Annotated in this window: 9 protein-coding genes and 1 pseudogene; 5 read left to right on the top strand and 5 right to left on the bottom strand. The window is 53.8% G+C overall.

Annotation, left to right across the window (positions count from 1 at the left end; genetic code table 11):
• The 3 genes from AC2FD9_RS22150 to AC2FD9_RS22140 all read left to right on the top strand — a co-directional run.
• Positions 1-316 (top strand): ATP-binding cassette domain-containing protein (locus tag AC2FD9_RS22150; RefSeq protein WP_496838844.1); only part of this gene is annotated, 316 nt, incomplete at its 5' end.
• A 160-nt stretch (positions 317-476) separates the two neighbouring features.
• The gene (locus AC2FD9_RS22145; RefSeq protein ID WP_113791875.1) at positions 477-740 is read left to right on the top strand and encodes a type II toxin-antitoxin system ParD family antitoxin; all 264 of its coding nucleotides are present in this window, start codon (positions 477-479) and stop codon (positions 738-740) included.
• 56 nt (positions 741-796) lie between these two features.
• Positions 797-1054 (top strand): hypothetical protein, encoded by a 258-nt coding sequence (locus tag AC2FD9_RS22140; protein WP_496838846.1) that lies wholly within the window; start codon positions 797-799, stop codon positions 1052-1054.
• Positions 1055-1132: 78 nt separating this feature from the next.
• Here AC2FD9_RS22140 and AC2FD9_RS22135 read toward each other — a convergent pair.
• The 3 genes and pseudogenes from AC2FD9_RS22135 to AC2FD9_RS22125 all read right to left on the bottom strand — a co-directional run.
• A pseudogene (locus AC2FD9_RS22135) lies at positions 1133-1399 on the bottom strand (DUF2520 domain-containing protein); the annotation flags it as partial.
• A gap of 234 nt (positions 1400-1633) precedes the next feature.
• Entirely contained in the window at positions 1634-1924 is a 291-nt protein-coding gene (locus AC2FD9_RS22130) for a hypothetical protein (protein WP_496838843.1), read from the bottom strand.
• Between the two features lie 204 nt (positions 1925-2128).
• A complete protein-coding gene (locus tag AC2FD9_RS22125) occupies positions 2129-3661 on the bottom strand; it encodes a cryptochrome/photolyase family protein (RefSeq protein ID WP_496838842.1) in 1533 nt (510 codons plus the stop codon).
• 631 nt (positions 3662-4292) lie between these two features.
• Between AC2FD9_RS22125 and AC2FD9_RS22120 the strand changes: the two genes are divergently transcribed.
• Positions 4293-14063: an amino acid adenylation domain-containing protein gene (locus AC2FD9_RS22120; RefSeq protein ID WP_496838841.1), complete on the top strand. Its 9771-nt coding sequence runs from the start codon at positions 4293-4295 to the stop codon at positions 14061-14063.
• Here AC2FD9_RS22120 and AC2FD9_RS22115 read toward each other — a convergent pair.
• Positions 14058-15704: a glycoside hydrolase 5 family protein gene (locus AC2FD9_RS22115; protein ID WP_496838840.1), complete on the bottom strand. Its 1647-nt coding sequence runs from the start codon at positions 15702-15704 to the stop codon at positions 14058-14060. The two genes, AC2FD9_RS22120 and AC2FD9_RS22115, sit on opposite strands and share 6 nt — an antisense overlap.
• Entirely contained in the window at positions 15701-16726 is a 1026-nt protein-coding gene (locus AC2FD9_RS22110) for a glucosamine inositolphosphorylceramide transferase family protein (RefSeq protein WP_282169652.1), read from the bottom strand. Before AC2FD9_RS22110 ends, AC2FD9_RS22115 begins: the two co-directional genes overlap by 4 nt.
• A 72-nt stretch (positions 16727-16798) precedes the next feature.
• On the opposite strand from AC2FD9_RS22110, the gene AC2FD9_RS22105 reads away from it, so the two are divergent.
• Complete coding sequence (locus tag AC2FD9_RS22105) at positions 16799-16984, top strand: hypothetical protein (RefSeq protein WP_496707636.1); 186 nt, start codon at positions 16799-16801, stop codon at positions 16982-16984.
• Positions 16985-17071: the final 87 nt, after the last annotated feature.

Here is a 17071-nt window from a genome sequence, read left to right as displayed (position 1 = left end):
CAATTTCCAAATGCAGAACACCCGGATCGAGGCGCTGTCCGGCGGACAAAAGGCGCGGTTGGCGATGTTGGTCCTGCGGCTTAGGAACCCGAACTTTTATCTGCTGGACGAGCCGACGAACCATCTGGATATCGAAGGTCAAGAGGCACTGGAGGCCGAATTGGTCACCCACGGCGCGTCCTGTTTGCTGGTCAGCCACGACCGGAGTTTTCTGAGAAACGTTGGCAACCGGTTCTGGTGGATCAATGGTCGCAAACTTGAGGAAGTGGATAGCCCTGAAGCATTTCTGGAGAGTGAAATGAGCTTTACTAGTTGATCGAAATAACACGCCACGGCGGCCCAGGCACACATTTTCCTAGGCAAAATCGCAAGACGTGACCGGATATCTGACCTGAAAAAGGGTATGTTGAATCGCATCTTCGCTGGCTTGACTCGCAAGCCGGTATGACTAAGTATTACCATGAAAGGACGCTGCGATGACCGTCAAAACCACACTCAGCTTTACAGATAGGCACCACCAATTTCTCAAGGAAAAAGTGGGTGAGGGGGTGTATGCGTCGGCCTCTGCTGCCGTGGCAGCTGCTGTCGAACGGATGATCGAGGATGAGCAGGCTCGTGAAACTGCGCTTGAGGCGATGGCCGAAGAAATCCGCCGTCGTGCCGCAACTCCGCGCCAGGAATTTGTTAATCACGAGACTGCTTTCGCGACAGCGCTACGTAGACTGGATTCCGCTGAGTGACCTATCGCCTGCGTTACCATCCTGCAGTCTCGGAAGACCTAAACCGGATTGTAGAGATGATAACAGACTACGCTGGACCCCGGGTGGCAAGGCGCAAACTGGATGAGATTGCGCGTGTGGCCCAGGGTTTAAAGACGCTGCCGCACAAGGGGTCGCGAAGGGATCATGTTTTACCAAGTTTACGCGCTATTCCAGCGGCGAAGCGTGCGGTTATTGTTTTTACGATCGACGAAGACTTGCGGAAAGTCCACGTTTTGACGATCACCTATGCCGGTGCCGATTGGATCACGCGGGCCGAAGCCCGGGGGAAATAGCACATATTTCTTTGAAGACTTAACCGAGGCGTTAGTTACACCAGTTACTTTCAATAGCCCGGCCATGTCACTTAAGGCTCGGTAGACGACTCCGGCCTGTGGATGCCAATCTGCCACATCGCGGCCTTGAGAGGCCACTACCCGTTCATCCCCACGCGCCGCTGGGCCCGTCAATGCGTGTCGCGGTCCATGAGCAACGACATTTTCCGCTGTGCCTTCCAGTAATTTAGAGTTCAACTGTGGCACGATATGGTCCGCAATACCCGCTTCAGCCCAGGCTTCACGCGCAATGGCTTGCAGTACTACGGCAAAGTTGTTCGAGATCACCGCTCCCGCGTGATATTGGCTCTTTCCTTCGGCGGATTAAAAAACATTCCGCCCCGAGCCGTTCCAGCAGAGGTTGCAGGATCGACAAAGCATCGGCGTCCCCTTCCAAACCGCTAAGAGTGCCTCGGAACAGTTTTTTTGCCGTATCGGGGTCAACGAATGATAGGACCGGATGCACACTGGCCAAACGCCAGTTCAGCTTTCGCAATAAGGCCATCTTATCAGCGCAGAGAAATCCGCTGCAGTGAAAGGCTATGGATCGTTCGGCTGAGCGGTCCTTTGCCAAACGCGCTGTAATGAGGTCAGATGCAACGACAGAAATTTGTGTGCGGGGACTGTGATAATCCAAAGATTGGCAGCTCGCATTTCTGATAAATCAGTTGCGACACGACCCGCGCCCGCCCGCTGAACGGCTTTTTCTGCCGAGCTTTGACTGGCGCTATAAACATCCTGTACCCGGCAATAATCCAACACATTAAACAGGGTCAGCAATGTCTGCCCAACCCGGCTCGCTCCGATCAGGTTTACAGTAAATTCGGACATGTATGCGCCTTCTAAGTATTGGTCTCGAATGGACTATGCCACGCCGAGTGGTCGAAGTGCAGGGGCCGACTGTAATTCGGAGTACGTCGCTACTTGGATGCGTTTAACCTTAGTGTACATTATCGGATCAGACGTCATCGCAGCGAGGCGCTTAACACGTCAGTCAGAATTTGGCAGTTGGCATGGGTCTTCCTTTCGTTCGGTTCACAGTCGCTCCAATATCCTTTTGGCACTGTTTAGATACTCTTGTTGTTTTTCTTGGGTCATTCGATCCCAAGTTCTGTACGCATGGCCCAGTCTGGGATTGCCGCGCAGTAGGTTGGCATTTCGCGCCAGAAAATCCCAATAAAGTGGGTTGAACGGGCATGCGCCATCGCCGGTTTTCTGTTTAACATCGTACCTGCACGAGACGCAGTGATCGGACATCTTATTGATGTAATTCCCGCTTGCGGCGTATGGTTTTGACCCCAACAGACCCCCGTCGGCGAACTGGCTCATGCCGATCACGTTTGGAGCCTCGACCCATTCATAGGCGTCGGAGTAAACAGCCAGATACCATTCGTGCACATCAAACGGATCAATTCCAGCCAACAGGGCAAAATTTCCGGTCACCATTAACCTCTGAATGTGGTGCGCATATGCTTCGTCCCGAGTCTGTACGATTGCGGCTGCCATGCACGCCATGTCAGTATCCGCTGTCCAAAAAAACGAAGGCAAAGAGCGGTGTGCGGACAGGTAGTTTGACCGTGTGTAGCCAGGCATTCGCAACCAATAGATTCCTGGTACAAATTCGCGCCAACCTATTATCTGGCGAATGTACCCCTCAACGGCGTTCAAAGGTGCGTGGCCGTCGTAGTAAGCCCGTTCAACGCGCTGACAAATCTCGAGCGGGGAAAGAAGACCTACGTTTAGGTATTGTGCTAGGACCGAGTGGTACAGAAACGGCGCGCCTTTTAATATCGCATCCTGGTAGTCTCCAAATTTTGGCAGGGCATGTTCGACAAAATGATCCAATGCCGCCAAGGCGCCCTTTTTCGTGACGGCAAACCAGAACGGTTCCAGCTTTCCGAAATGGTCAGGGAAGCGTGCTTCTATCAACGCCAAAACGTCCCGCGTGATCTCATCCGGCTCCACTTCCAACGGGCGAGGTAAGAAAGAGTCAGTTTTGGCGGGCTTGCGATTGTCGGCGTCAAAGTTCCAGCGGCCACCTTCAGGTTCACCGTCCGACATCAACAGACCGGTTTTGCGGCGCATCTCACGATAGAAGTATTCCATCCGAAGCTGTTTGCGACCTGCGGCCCAGGTTTGAAAGTCATGATGGCTGGCAAGGAACCGATCATCGGCTACCGTTTCCAACCCTTCGCACTGCGCGAACTCTTGGACCAGACGGTATTCTCCGGGCTCGGTCACGATCGTGCGCTTAATTCTTAGATCGTGCTTCGCTCGCGCGATTTCGCTGATCAGACTTTGCGTGTTGTCCGGCTCATCCAATTGAACGTAGCGCACGGTCCACCCGTCCGACTTAAGTTCCGCCGCGAAATGGCGCATGGCGGAAAGAACGAAAGCAATCTTCTTTTTGTGATGTCGCACATAACGAGCTTCCTCCATGACTTCGGCCATCAAGATTGTGTCACGGTCCCGATCACCCGCGCGCAGCGCAGAGATATTCATTGAGAGCTGATCACCAAGCACAACAATCAAAGACGAGTATTGTGTGCAGGAAAGGGGCTCGGTCATGAGGCAGAGGGTAGGGCTTTCGTGCCGTAAGGCGACCCTAACAATACAGCATCGTCTCAAAATGTCCGAAAAAGTTAAGCGTAGAACCCTTCGCCAAGTTTCTCTTTTTCGCTTTACGGCTCAGAATCGACTCTGGGCAAAAAAGCGCAAATTCCCGCATTGAGGGTTCAGACTGATCTGATTGTGTCAGTGTGGGAATAAATAGTCGGATGGAAAGAAGATTGGTGGGTTTTGGGAACTTAAACGCGAGTCGTCCAAAGACGTGCTCAAACGGACTTTGTTGCATCCTCCTGCAAATTTTTATCTATTTTTCAAAGTCATGCAGGTCAGATTGCCAGTTCATTCGACCAACAGCGACTCTTTGATGCTGCCATGGGCAGCCTGCAGTCGACAGCCAGAAAGGCATACAATACGCTTGTCTACATCGAATTCGTTTGTTTTGCCGATGTATTTGACCTGAGGGGCCGTAGCGCAAATTTCGTAGGGCAATTGTCAAAGACGCAACCTATTTTGCACTGTTTGCTACGATAACCCCCTTTGGTCGGTTTTAGGGGTTGATATGTTAAATGGTTCTGCCGTCAGGTCTTTGCGTTCTTTGAATTTTGATCCTGCGCTGGACCTCTATCAAAGCATGCTTCGCGTGTGCGCTATCGTACCAAACAAGGTCGCGCTGATCGGTGACGATCGGGGGTACACGTACGCGGAAATTGCAGATGCCGCCGATAGAATTGCCCTGCATTTGATGTCAAAGGGTGTTTCTCCGGGTGACAACGTGGCGATGATCATGGATCGCACGCCCGAAGCAATCCTAACCATGTGCGGTATCATGCGTGCGGGCGGGACCTTTGTGCCATTGGACCCAGCCTATGACATAAAGCAAGCAGGGTACGTTATTGCGGATTCCAAACCATCCGCGATCCTGTGGGAGGAGCACCACAAGCCCATTGCCGATGAACTGAATTCGAACTGGGTTGCAAGTCTGAATGCGCTCGACCTATTGAATTCTGATCCCGATGAGAAGCGCGACTTTCCGAACAGAACTGGTCTGGATGCGTGTTACATAATGTATACGTCTGGATCGACCGGACAGCCAAAAGGTGTTGTGTTACCTCATCGGTCCATCGTTCGGCTCGGCTTTGATCAACCAATCGGACAAGTCCTTCCCAACGACATAACGTTGGCGAGTTCGACCATTGCATGTGACGGTTTCACTTGGGAAACATGGCCTGCGCTTTTGAACGGAGGGTCGGTCGCAGTTGTGGCCGAGCCCAGGCCGGCATTGGACAAGCTTGCCGCAACTATTTCCCGTCATGGTGTAAGTGTCGCGTTCTTTTACACCGGAATGTCACATCTGCTGATCGAACATCACCTTGATGCGCTAAGCAGTTTGCGCCGTTTTGGTGCGGCGGGTGATGTGCTGTCCCCTTCACATGTTCGTAGTCTCAAAGATGCGCATCCCGGAATCGAAGTCATAAACGGTTACGGTCCCACAGAAAACTCCGCCCTAACCACGATGCACGTCGTCACCGAAGCGGACCTTGTTGGTGGGACAATTCCGATAGGCGTGCCGACTGGTCACTGCGACTGTTTCGTCGTGAACGAAAACCATAACGAACTGCGGGCTGGAGAGGTCGGGCAGCTAGTTGCCGCGGGACCGAGTGTGGCACTTGGCTATCTCAACAAACCCGAACGGACGGCCGAGTCTTTTATTTCAGATCCGCGCCCGACTCACACCGGACAAGTGTACTTGACAGGAGATCTGGTCCGGCAGCGCGACGATGGTGTCTATGAATTTCTAGGGCGTGTCGATCGACAGGTGAAAATTGGTGGTCGTCGCATTGAACTGGACGGAATTGAACATCACCTACGTGAATTGCCGATGATTTTGGATGCTGCGGTTACTTTGACCAAGGCAGATACTGGTGAAAAACGCATAACAGCCTTTTTGAAACCGTCAGGCGATATGCCTGCTGATAAACGCGCCTTCGTCCGCGAGGTTATGGCCGAACTCGGTAGGGCCTTGCCGGAGGGCGCCCTGCCTCGGACGAACCGGGTTGTGGCAGACTTTCCATTAACCCCAAGCAACAAGATTGACCGAAAAGCGTTGGTCGACAGCGTCGAATCGAAGGACTTGGAAAGCAACGGCAACACTGGGCCAATTTTCCAGTCAACCCGAACTCCAATATTCCAATCAATCCGTAAACCGCTAGACGCTGCCGAGATCGCACGAACTATTGCGAAGATTTATGATGAGACATTGGGTTGCGGAGAGTTGGATGCAGGCGCAACATTCTTCGAAGCTGGGGGAACATCTCTGCAATTAATTGGTGTCCATGCAGAAGTGATGAAACGTTTAAACGTACGGTTCGACATTACACTCATGTTCGAAATCCCGCGTCTGGGCCCTTTGTCCGAGGCGATAGCCGCGATCGAAGTGAGTGGAAACGAGTCGCTGTCGTCTCAGGAGCCAGAACAAGGAGTTGAGGAACGGGCTGACCTGAACTTGCCTGAGAATGCAATCGCAATTGTGGGCATGGCAGCTAAACTGCCCGGTTCACAGTCTCTTGATGAGTTCTGGGAGCACATTCAGAACGGCGATAATCTGATCAAGCCATTCTCGTCGGGCGAACTTGAAGATAGCTTCACGCCTGAACAACGTGCATCGGACAGTTTTGTAGCGGCCCGCCCCATCCTTCCGGATGCAGGGATGTTCGATGCCAAGTTTTTTACGATGCACGCCCGTGAGGCGGCAACTATGGACCCGCAAGCCCGAGTGTTCCTTGAGATTTGCTATCATGCCTTGGAAAACAGCGGTCACGACCCGTGGCGGACACGCATGCCGGTGGGCGTATACGCTGGGTCGTCGTCGACCACATATCTGATTCAAAACATATTGGCCGACCGTCAGGCAGCCGAGGCGTATATGTCGAATTATCAGACCGGTAAGATTTCTGAACTGACCGGCAATATTGGGGACTGCCTAGCAACTCGGGTGTCGTACAAGCTGGACCTGCACGGTCCTGCGATGACGGTGCAGACGGCGTGTTCGACGTCGCTGACCGCGATTTCGCAGGCATTGTTGGCATTGCGTGCGTGCCAATGCGACATGGCTTTGGCAGGAGGCGTTTCGATCACCTTTCCGCAAAAGCGTGGATACATCGCGCAAGAAGGTGGGTTGTCGTCAGATGACGGCACGTGCCGACCATTTGACGCTGAAGCCAGCGGAACGGTTTTCGGGCACGGTGCCGGGGTTGTTGTATTGCGCAGACTTAAAGATGCCGTTGCAGACGGTGATCACATCCATGCCGTTATTTTGGGCTGCGGTATCAATAACGATGGTGCCGAAAAAATATCTTACACGGCACCAACGGTACGCGGTCAGGCGGATGCAATTCGCCGAGCGCACAAAGATGCTGTAATCGAACCTAAAAGTGTGACTTACGTCGAATGCCACGGAACCGCGACACCTCTCGGGGACCCAATTGAAATTAGTGGGCTGCGTCAGGCGTTCGGCGAAGCAGCTGTCGAAGGGGGCTGTGCGCTCGGGTCCGTCAAAGGCAATATCGGTCATCTGGATGCGGCTGCCGGCGTAACCAGCGTAATCAAAACAGCGCTGATGCTGAACCATCGCAAGATTCCCCCTGTGGCAAACTTCTCCGGTCTGAACCCTAGAATAGAACTGGAAGGTACTCCGTTCCGGGTTCCGAGTTCCCTCTCGGACTGGGTGTCGGATGGACCATTGCGCGCCGGTGTCAGTTCTTTCGGGGTGGGAGGGACCAATGTCCACTTGGTGCTGGAAGAGGCACCGCAAATAGTGCAGGACGCTGAGACTGCTTCCGTTCAAACGGTTGTCATTTCGGCGAAGACGCCGGAAGCCTTGGCCGAGATGAAGGGTGACTTAGCGGATGCTTTGGAGAAACCCGACGCGCCGAGACTGGCGGATGCGGCCTATACCTTGCAAGAGGGACGAGCCGCTTTTGAGTATCGTCAGGCTGTCGCGGGCTCGGATCCTGAAGAGGTCGCCAAAACCTTACGCGCTGCACCCGCTATCCGTAAGCCCGCGATGCAGGGCAACCCAACTGTAACATTCATGTTCCCGGGTCAGGGATCTCAGTACCCGGGCATGGGCAGCGGTCTGTACCAAACCGAACCTGAATTTGCGCAGTGGATTGATAAAGGTGCGGAAATATTACGCCCGGTTCTTGGCTTAGACGTAAAGACAATGCTGTGTTTCGCAGACGCCAGTGACCAGGACCTCGCGCGTGCGTTGCGCGAAACCCGCCTGACTCAGCCTGCTTTGTTCCTGACTCAATACGCCTGTGCAAAGCTGTGGATGGCTCGTGGCATAAGCCCAGCGTCAATGATTGGCCATTCGGTTGGCGAGTTCACCGCCGCCACGTTGGGTGGCGTCATGGATTTTGAAACCGGGTTGTCGATCATCGCGAAACGAGGCCAACTGATGCAGGATCAGCCAGGCGGTGCGATGTTGTCCGTTAGAGCGCCGCTTGAGGCTCTGGAGGATTATCTGGATGATACCGTCGATGTCGCCGCGCGCAATGCGCCTCGTTTAAACGTATTGGCCGGAGACTTTGATGCAATTGCGTCGATTGAAGATCGACTGAAAGAGGCCGGTATCCCGTGTACACGTCTTCACACTTCTCATGCGTTTCATTCACGCATGATGGATCCGGTGTGTGAAGGCCTGTTGGAAGCGGCCACTCAAAAAACGCTGCAACCAACGAAAATTCCATATGTCAGCTGTGTAACGGGCGATTGGATTTCCGAGAATGAATGCACAGACCCGTCATACTGGGCGACCCAGGCGCGAGCAGCGGTGAATTTTGCGGACGCGGTTTCGACACTCGTGACCGAAGATCCAGTCGCGTTGCTCGAGGTTGGCGCTGGGAACACGTTATCTGCGTTCAGCATCCAAACATTGCCGCGGGATGCCTCGGTTGCGGTCATACAGTCTTTGCCGGATCACACCCGTCCAGAAACGGATGAAGTCGCGATGGCCGCTGCAATGGGTTGCCTGTGGGGATGCGGCGTCGATGTAGACTGGAACAAGCTGGGTCCGCGCGGAAACCGGCGCGTACCTCTGCCAACTTATCCATTCCAACGCAAACTGCATTGGGTCGATGCGCCAACGCCTTCCATCGGAGCAGCAACTTCCTCGTCATCCGCACCGACCACGGCAACCGTAAATCCTGTTTCAAGTTTAAGTGAGTTCTCTTCTATGCCGACATCCAATTCACAAGAACAGATTGAGCGCAAGCCGCGCCTGATCAGTGAGATTCTAGCCATTTTGAGCGAAGTTTCTGGTGAAGATCTGGGGCCAGAAGATGCACCGGCAACGTTTTTGGAACTTGGGTTTGACTCCTTGTTCCTCGGACAGGTCACCCAAAAATTGAATGCTGATTACGGGATCGATCTGACATTCCGGCAATTGATGTCCGACTATCCGTCCGCTGAGGCGCTCGTTGATTACCTGGATGAAAGCCTACCCCCCGAAACGGCTGTTCCCTCGGTTGAACCGGAGGCCACACAAACGGTCACGCAAAGCGCTACGGAACCCGTGGCTCCTGCGGTATTGCCACCATCAGTTGTGCCCGCCGCGCCGATTGGTGATGGGTCAGTCGCTGCTGTCATGCAGGCGCAGGTCGCTGCCATGCAGTCACTTTTTGCACAACAGCTTCAAGCTTTGTCTGGAGCTCAGACAGCGGCACCTACTGCTGTGACCAGTACACCAAAAGTTGAGACAGAGATTAAACTAGCAGTTCCTGCGCTGCCCAAAAATGCGGCGAGCAAAGGCGCCTTTTCGATTGGACGTGCAACCAATGCAGCCGGCGGCGACCTCACGTCCGAGCAACTGGCCTTTGCGCGGGACTTGGCAACAAGTTACAGCCAGCGGCACGCCAAATCCAAAGAGTATGTACAGACCTACCGATCTGTGATGGCCGACCCGCGCACGGCAGCTGGGTTTCGCGCTGAATGGAAGGAGTTGGTGTTCCCGGTTGTTTCCGATCGTTCTAAAGGTGCGCGCCTGTGGGATATCGATGGTAATGAATTCATAGATCTGGTCAGTGGTTTCGGGCCTATAGCTTTTGGCCATTCGCCGGATTTTGTCATTGATGCTGTATCACGACAGATGGAACGCGGCTTTGCAATTGGACCGCAATGTGACCTCGCCGGCCCAGTTCTGGAACGCTTTGCTAAATTCGTAGGTCATGAGCGCGCTACGTTCTGTAACACAGGGTCCGAGGCTGTGATGGCAGCAATGCGCATTGCACGAACGGTAACAGGTCGCGACCAGATCGTAGTTTTTGGCAGTGACTACCATGGCCAGTTCGACGAAGTATTGGTTAAAGGCAAGTCACGTGGTGGCGACCCTGCGGCTCTGCCGATTGCACCGGGAATTCCGCGCTTGAGCCTGTCCAACATGGTTGTGTTGCCGTATGGCGCGCCAGAAAGCATCGATTGGATTCGCGAAAATATTGGCTCAGTCGCTGCTGTTGTTGTCGAACCAGTACAGAGCCGGAACCCAAACCTGCGCCCTAAGGAATTTGTGCGTGAACTGCGCCATATCACACACGAAAGCGGTGCGGCCTTGGTCATGGATGAAATTGTGACCGGTTTCCGGGTTGGTGCCCGGGGAATGCAGGGCGAGTGGGATATCCAGGCCGACATGGCAACCTACGGCAAGGTAATCGGAGGCGGTATGCCAATTGGCATGCTGGCGGGTTCAGCCCGGTTTATGGATGCACTCGACGGAGGCATGTGGCAGTTCGGTGATGACTCGGTCCCGGAAGTTTCTCCAACCTTCTTTGCAGGAACGTTCGTTCGTCATCCGTTGATTGTTGCCGCGGTGGACGCAACGCTAGAACATATGGGCACCAATGGGTCCGATCTTTGGCAGCGCACGGCCGCCTGGACGGCTGATGCAGTCGGCAGGATGAATGCCATTCTTGTAGCGCGCGGGTTACCGCAATTGGTCGAAAGCTATTCAAGCTGGTTTGTTCCAAAACTAATGGACTTCGATCCCAATGCCGCCCTGTTTTACCCGCTCATGAAGATGGCCGGTATCCATGTTCAGGTCGGGTATGCCTGCTTCTTTACGACTGCCCATACTGAACAGGACTTCGATGCGGTTGTGAATGCGTTTGAACAATCCGTCGATGCGCTCAGAAGCGTTGGTATCCTTGTCGGCGACGGGAAAGCCAAACCCGTCGCTAAAACGCCGGTAGCCAAACCGCCAACCGAAGGTATCCCCCTGACCGAAGCACAGCGCGAAGTTTGGATGACCAGTCAACTGGGAGAGAAAGCGTCGTGCAGTTTCAATGAAAGCGCCTCGTTCCGTCTAACGGGTTCATTGAACCAAGACGCCTTACAACGGGCGCTTAACCGTGTAATTGAACGGCATGATGGGTTGCGTCAGGTCTTTGCCAAAAACGGTGAGACGTTCAACATTGTCGATCCATTCGAACTGCAGCTTACGCTTCATAATCTGAGTGACAAAGAAGATTCAGAGGCTGCGTTGGCCAGCCTCGTGCGCGAAGACTCTTCGATTGAAATCGACTTGATTTCGGGGCCTCCCATACGGTCTTTCGTTGCACGGATGTCGGCGGAAGAACATGTTCTGATCATCAATGCACACCATATCGTATGCGACGGCTGGTCATACAACGTACTGGCTTCGGACCTGGTGGCATTTTACAAAGCAGAGGTTTCGGGTACGCCGGCGAACCTTCCGCCGGCCCCGTCTTTCGCTGCCTATGCCGCCACTCAGTCCGGTAAAAATGTGCGACCGGCGACGCGCGCCTATTGGGAAGAACAATATTCAGAACCTACTGAATTGCCGGATATACCAACAGATCATTCTAGACCTGCAATCAAAACATTCTCCGGTGCGACTTGCACGGCGCGCATATCGGGAGATGTCGCGTCAGCGGCACGTAAGGCCGGTGCCGCGCAAGGTTGCACGCTGTTTGCAACGCTGTTTGCCGCGTTGCAGATTGTATTAGGACGGCTGACCGGGTCTCATGATCTGGTCATTGGGGTGCCAACCGGCGGGCAGGCCTTGCTGGACAACAACGAAATGGTTGGTCACTGCGTCAATTTTCTGCCGATCCGCGCCGTTCAAGACCGGAATGCTTCGGTTGCTGACTTTCTGACGCAGGTTCGTGATCAGGTTATGAATGCATTTGACCACCAGGATTATACCTACGGAACACTCGTTCGCGATCTGAATATCGAGCGCACGTTGAACCGGTTGCCGCTCACAGAAGTGCAGTTCAATCTGGAACGACTGGGCGAGGCCGTAGATATGGGCCCGCTTAGCATGACGTCGGCACCCAACCCTAAAACAGCTGTGAATTTCGACCTGTTCTTTAACGTGATCGAACGTCGCGACGGTCTGCGAGTGGATGTCGACTACAACACTGACGTCTATAACGAAGACACGGTGATACGTTGGTTGAAGTACTTTGAGACAGTTCTTTCCGAACTGGCAGAGGATTCCGCGCGCCCTCTGTCTAAGGTTAACGTTCAGCCCGCCGACGAGCTCGAGTGGATGCTGGAGACTGTGAATCGAACGAGCGAGGCTTTGCCACAGGCGACAACGCTCGACAGGCTAATTTCGGAAACTGCCAAAACTTATCCAAACGCGATCGCAGTTGAGGATAATCTGGGACAGCTCAGCTACACGGAACTTGACCGGCTAAGTGATGCGGTCGCCGCTGACATCCAGGCCCTTGTCCGCGGGTCCGGCGGCCGGATTGCCGTGGCCATGTCTCGGTCATCACAATGCCTGGCAGCTTTGCTCGGCGTTCTGAAAAGCGGCAACGCCTACGTGCCGATTGATCCCGCTCAACCCGCATCGCGGCTGCGCATGATACTTGAGACGGCAGATGTTTCTGCCGTCCTGCACGATCAGGCCAATCTACCCGACTGCGCTGAAGGTCTTGATCTGCCTGAGCTTCAGATGAGTCAAGTAAGAGCGGGTGGCATTCCTTTGATCATCGCAGATAGAGTTGATCCAACGGCGTATGTGATGTTCACCTCGGGTTCTACTGGCACGCCAAAAGGGGTTGAGATCGGCCATCGCTCGGTGATCAACTTCCTGACGTCTATGGCGTACGAACCCGGTTTCGACCCGCAATCGGTAATGTTGTCAGTGACTACAACGATGTTCGATATCTCGGTTCTGGAACTGTTCCTGCCGTTGCTGCAGGGTGGTCGAGTGGTTATCGCGGCACAAGAAGACGTTCTGGACGGGTTCCGATTGGTCGAACGCTTGAAGCGTGGCGATGTCACGCATATTCAGGCCACGCCTACGCTGTGGAGCATGCTTCTTGAAGCTGGGTTACGGCCTGACAAAGGTTTGACCATGTTGGCGGGCGGTGAACCCTTGCCAGCCGATCTCGCAGAGAGGTTGATGGAAAGCGGCGCGGATCTGTGGAACATGTATGGCCCGACCGAGACCACGATCTGGTCTGCTGTTTCAAAGGTTCATTCGGGCGAATTGATTACGATTGGTCATCCCATAGCCAATACCGAATTGCATGTGCTTGGTCCTGACGACCAGCCGTTGCCAATCGGGGCTGAGGGCGAACTGAACATTGGTGGTACAGGGTTGGCGAAGGGGTACTTCCGACGCAACGATCTAACACAAGCAGCATTTCGTGAAGTGTCCCTGAACGGGCACCCACGTCTTTTGTATAAGACCGGCGATGTTGCCCGCCGTTTGGTCGACGGCACAATCCAAGTGTTGGGTCGCAATGATGGGCAGATCAAATTGCGCGGTTTCCGCATCGAGCTTGGAGAGATTGAAACGGCAATGCGCGCGGTGCGCGGCGTTCAGGCGGCCGCCGCGACTTTGCGTCCTTCGCCGCGTGGAGACAAGCAACTGGTCGGATATGTCGTTGCCGAGCCAGGACATGACCCCAAACCGGAAAGCCTGACTACGGCTTTGGCCGACCGGCTGCCGCACTACATGGTGCCGACTGCTTGGGTATTCCTCAGTAATCTGCCCAAAACCGGCAACGAAAAATTGGATCGCAAAGCTCTGCCTGATCCGGACGTTGTTGCGACAGTCACCGCATTGTACACTGAGCCCAGTACGCCGACGGAAAAGAAAATGGCAAAAATCTGGGAAGACGCTCTGGGTATCGATCAAATTTCAACGTCGCAAACCCTTTTTGCGTTGGGCGCAGACTCCTTAACAGTATTCCGTATTGCCGCGCGCATGATCGATGCTGATTTGAACGTTGAGGCGAGGCACCTATTGGAATACCCCTCAATTGCGCGCCTTGCCGCATTTGCTGACAATCGGGTAGAGGAGGACAGCGCACCGCGCAAACCTTCGCTGAAATCCTATCGTCGCGGTGCCCGACGGGGACTATAAGCGATTTTCGGAGCCATCCGGATGCGAAACGGGTGGCCCTGATATCTTGATCCGGCGTTTTACGGATCCATCGCCATTTGGGCCAGTAGGTGCGATTTCGAAATCCACCGTGTCACCAGATTGCAATTCCAATTCAATCTCGGGCAAAACATAGCCATCATTTGTAACCTCGGCCTCGTGAACAGGTGTTCCGTTGTGCAAGACAGACAGGCGCGATGGTTCGGTCTCTGAGGAGGCTTTCCACTGCCCATTCACTATAAATCGACCATCCATTTGTGCCGTAAATCGTTCTATGGCGTTATAAGGATTGCCATTAAACCGCGCGGTCGTCACACCGTCGTCAGTGATGCGAAGAGGCGAAAGATCAGGTGCGCCGCGGTAGCTCGGCCAATACCAATCGATGATTTCCAGCGGAACCAGACCGATGCTGGGGCGTCTGGCAAAGTAGCTCCATGGTGCCTGATTGAACTGGTATCGCGTGTCCGCGTGTACTGTTTGTACTGACAACTCGACTTTCAGATTCTGTCCAATGATCAGAATTGGCGAATCTGTCAGAGTGTTCACAGGATCAATGGGGCGGCCGCGAGCGTCAAAAAACTCTGCCACTCCTTTCACTTCGAGCACGCCGCTGCCCCACGCGACGAATGCTTCACCGTTCTTTCCAAATTCGTAGATCCGCGCTGGTTCAATCGTTTCGCGTGCGACTGGACGGCCGAATGTCAGGAGCTCACGCTGTAGAAACTCAAATGAGTCAGCTGCGGGTTTTCGTTTTTCAGCGTTTTGCGTACGCAATCCCATGTTGGGCCACCAAGGCTCATCCAGCAACGCATACCAATACGCGTCGTTTATCCCGGATGCCGCCATTTGTGTCACCATCAAGATCATGTAATCAGGTGCATCATTCTGATCTTCAAACCAATTGCCGAACTCGGTTACGTAGATTGGGCGTTCTCCACCGTATTCCTGCATCAAGGCCTTCAGACGATTCAGTTCTGGCAGGACGGTATTGGGGTTGTCGCGATAAGGATGCACGGAAATCGCATCGCAGGCTTGCAGGCCGCCCTGACGAAAAAATTCACGATAGAACCCGATCGCAATTGTGTTTAAGCCGCTGCAGATGATCTTGGCATCGGGATGATCCTGCTCCAGGCGCGTGCGTACCGTTCGAACCAGTGCAGCCAGATATGCCGGTGGGTTCTGGGTAAATGGACCTCTGACAAAATCGCTCGAGTTGAATTCGTTCCCGATTTCGATCTTTAAATTATCGACTCCATAGTGGCTGATAATGGCGCTTACCCAGGCGGCGAAACCTTCGCGACCCTCCTTACTGTGCGGCGTATCACCGTTGTCGTACAAAGGATTCCTGTCGGTGATGACGATAAGCGGTACCATACCTTTTTCAATCAGCGGCAACATGTACTTGTCCGCGACCGCAAAATTGTAAACGCCTGGTCGTTGTTCCGCCGTGGCCCACCCAATCTCATCACGAAGGTGCGTCGCACCCAGATCTTGCGCCAGATCGAGGGCGGCTCTGCTCCATCCCTGTTCCAGATGCGTTTGTACGCCAAGGTTGAACCCATCTTCGTCGGCGATGGCTGATCCCGCCAGAAACACAACTGAGATCGCGAGTTTCCACTTCATTCTGCGCTGCTCCAGTCCATCACGATCTGGCCACCGGCAACACTCAGATGATGCATGCCTTTGACACCAGGTCGATCCTTGGGCGTGAACTGCCGGATAAACCGCTCTTCGTACTCTGTTTCGTCAAGCTTGATAATTTCCATGAGGTTCAGGCCAAAACCGTACACGCCATGGCTGTTGTTTTGCGACGGCCGGAATAGCCGATCCCCTTGCCGGATGATCGCCCCTGCGTTTCTGGCGCAGTCTGACCCAAACACGACAGGATTTTTTGGATGAGGTTTGATCGTTTTCAGATCCGGGCCATCGACCTCAAACAGATACAGTTCGCTGGAATGATCCTGAAAAGCAAAATGATCAGATAAGTTGGTAATCAACCACCACCGCCCATCATCCCCAAGATACATGCTGGAATCTGCTAAGTACTGACCCTCGAATGCTGTGGCATGCAATTCCCATTCTTCTGGAAATTTGGTGCAACGCCATATCTCAAGGCGTTTAGCTGCCTGGGTTTCGGGCATCATAAAGATTGAGTCTCCGGCCCGAAACACGAAAGGAAAAGAAAGGTGATAAGTACACTTCAACGCGGTAACGGGTTCGGTAAGACAGTCTCCTTCCAGACGCGCCACCTCTATGCGACCATTGATATCTTCGGCATTCATGGCTTCGAAAAATACCCACTGTTGCCCTTGATGCTCGAAAAGGAAGGGATCGGCCATTATGCAAGACGATCGCGGCAGGCCTTTTGCCTTTCGTGGATGAAACCCTGAGACCGGACCGGATGAGCTACCAAGTTGCCAAGACTCTCTGATTTGTCCGGCTCGTGCAAGACGTTCAGATTTCAGTTTTTCTGACACGTCACTTACAAGGTTGAATGCATAGACGAGAGAGGATTCAAAGTCAGGTTTTGCCTTGGTAGCCTCGGGAAGCTGCTTGGTTTCAGGCACAATGCGACGCTCTGCCAATTCATTCATTGCATGGAACAGAAAGAGGATCGACTTTTCAGCTACAAAGGCTCCGGTCAAAACACTGCCAGGTTTGCGGTTGTAGCTGGTTTGCCGAAAAACCCGTTGAGTTGGGTCTTCGTAGGATCTCGAATGGATTTCGACCTGGACATGGGGGGCGCGGCCCGCTCCAGTTGTCATGGCAGCCTTGAATGGGTCGCTCATACCGCCAAATGCAACTGCCCATTCTCCGAAACGGAGCTGGGCCAACTGATACTTTGTCAGCGAAGCGGGGCCAAGCGCAAGCGCAAGGTCGGCCTGATCTTGGGTGACCGGTAGAGTGCTAAGGAAATCTGCGGCCGGCTGAGTATCATAAGGCAGAATACGTCGCGCGGCCAGAACCTGTTCGGCCCGCATTAACAAGCG

The sequence above is a fragment of the Ruegeria sp. YTSC230 genome (genome assembly GCF_059609665.1).
The sequence above is the reverse complement of the archived record's forward strand: the minus strand, read 5'-3'. Positions and strand labels throughout refer to the sequence as shown.

Excerpts from the sequence above, each read along its gene's own strand:
- AC2FD9_RS22130 (WP_496838843.1), bottom strand. The coding sequence starts at position 1,924 with ATGTCCGAATTTACTGTAAACCTGATCGGAGCGAGCCGGGTTGGGCAG.
- AC2FD9_RS22145 (WP_113791875.1), top strand. The coding sequence starts at position 477 with ATGACCGTCAAAACCACACTCAGCTTTACAGATAGGCACCACCAATTT.
- AC2FD9_RS22125 (WP_496838842.1), bottom strand. The coding sequence starts at position 3,661 with ATGACCGAGCCCCTTTCCTGCACACAATACTCGTCTTTGATTGTTGTG.
- AC2FD9_RS22120 (WP_496838841.1), top strand. The coding sequence starts at position 4,293 with ATGCTTCGCGTGTGCGCTATCGTACCAAACAAGGTCGCGCTGATCGGT.
- AC2FD9_RS22140 (WP_496838846.1), top strand. The coding sequence starts at position 797 with ATGATAACAGACTACGCTGGACCCCGGGTGGCAAGGCGCAAACTGGAT.
- AC2FD9_RS22115 (WP_496838840.1), bottom strand. The coding sequence starts at position 15,704 with ATGAAGTGGAAACTCGCGATCTCAGTTGTGTTTCTGGCGGGATCAGCC.
- AC2FD9_RS22105 (WP_496707636.1), top strand. The coding sequence starts at position 16,799 with ATGGATTTCGACCTGGACATGGGGGGCGCGGCCCGCTCCAGTTGTCAT.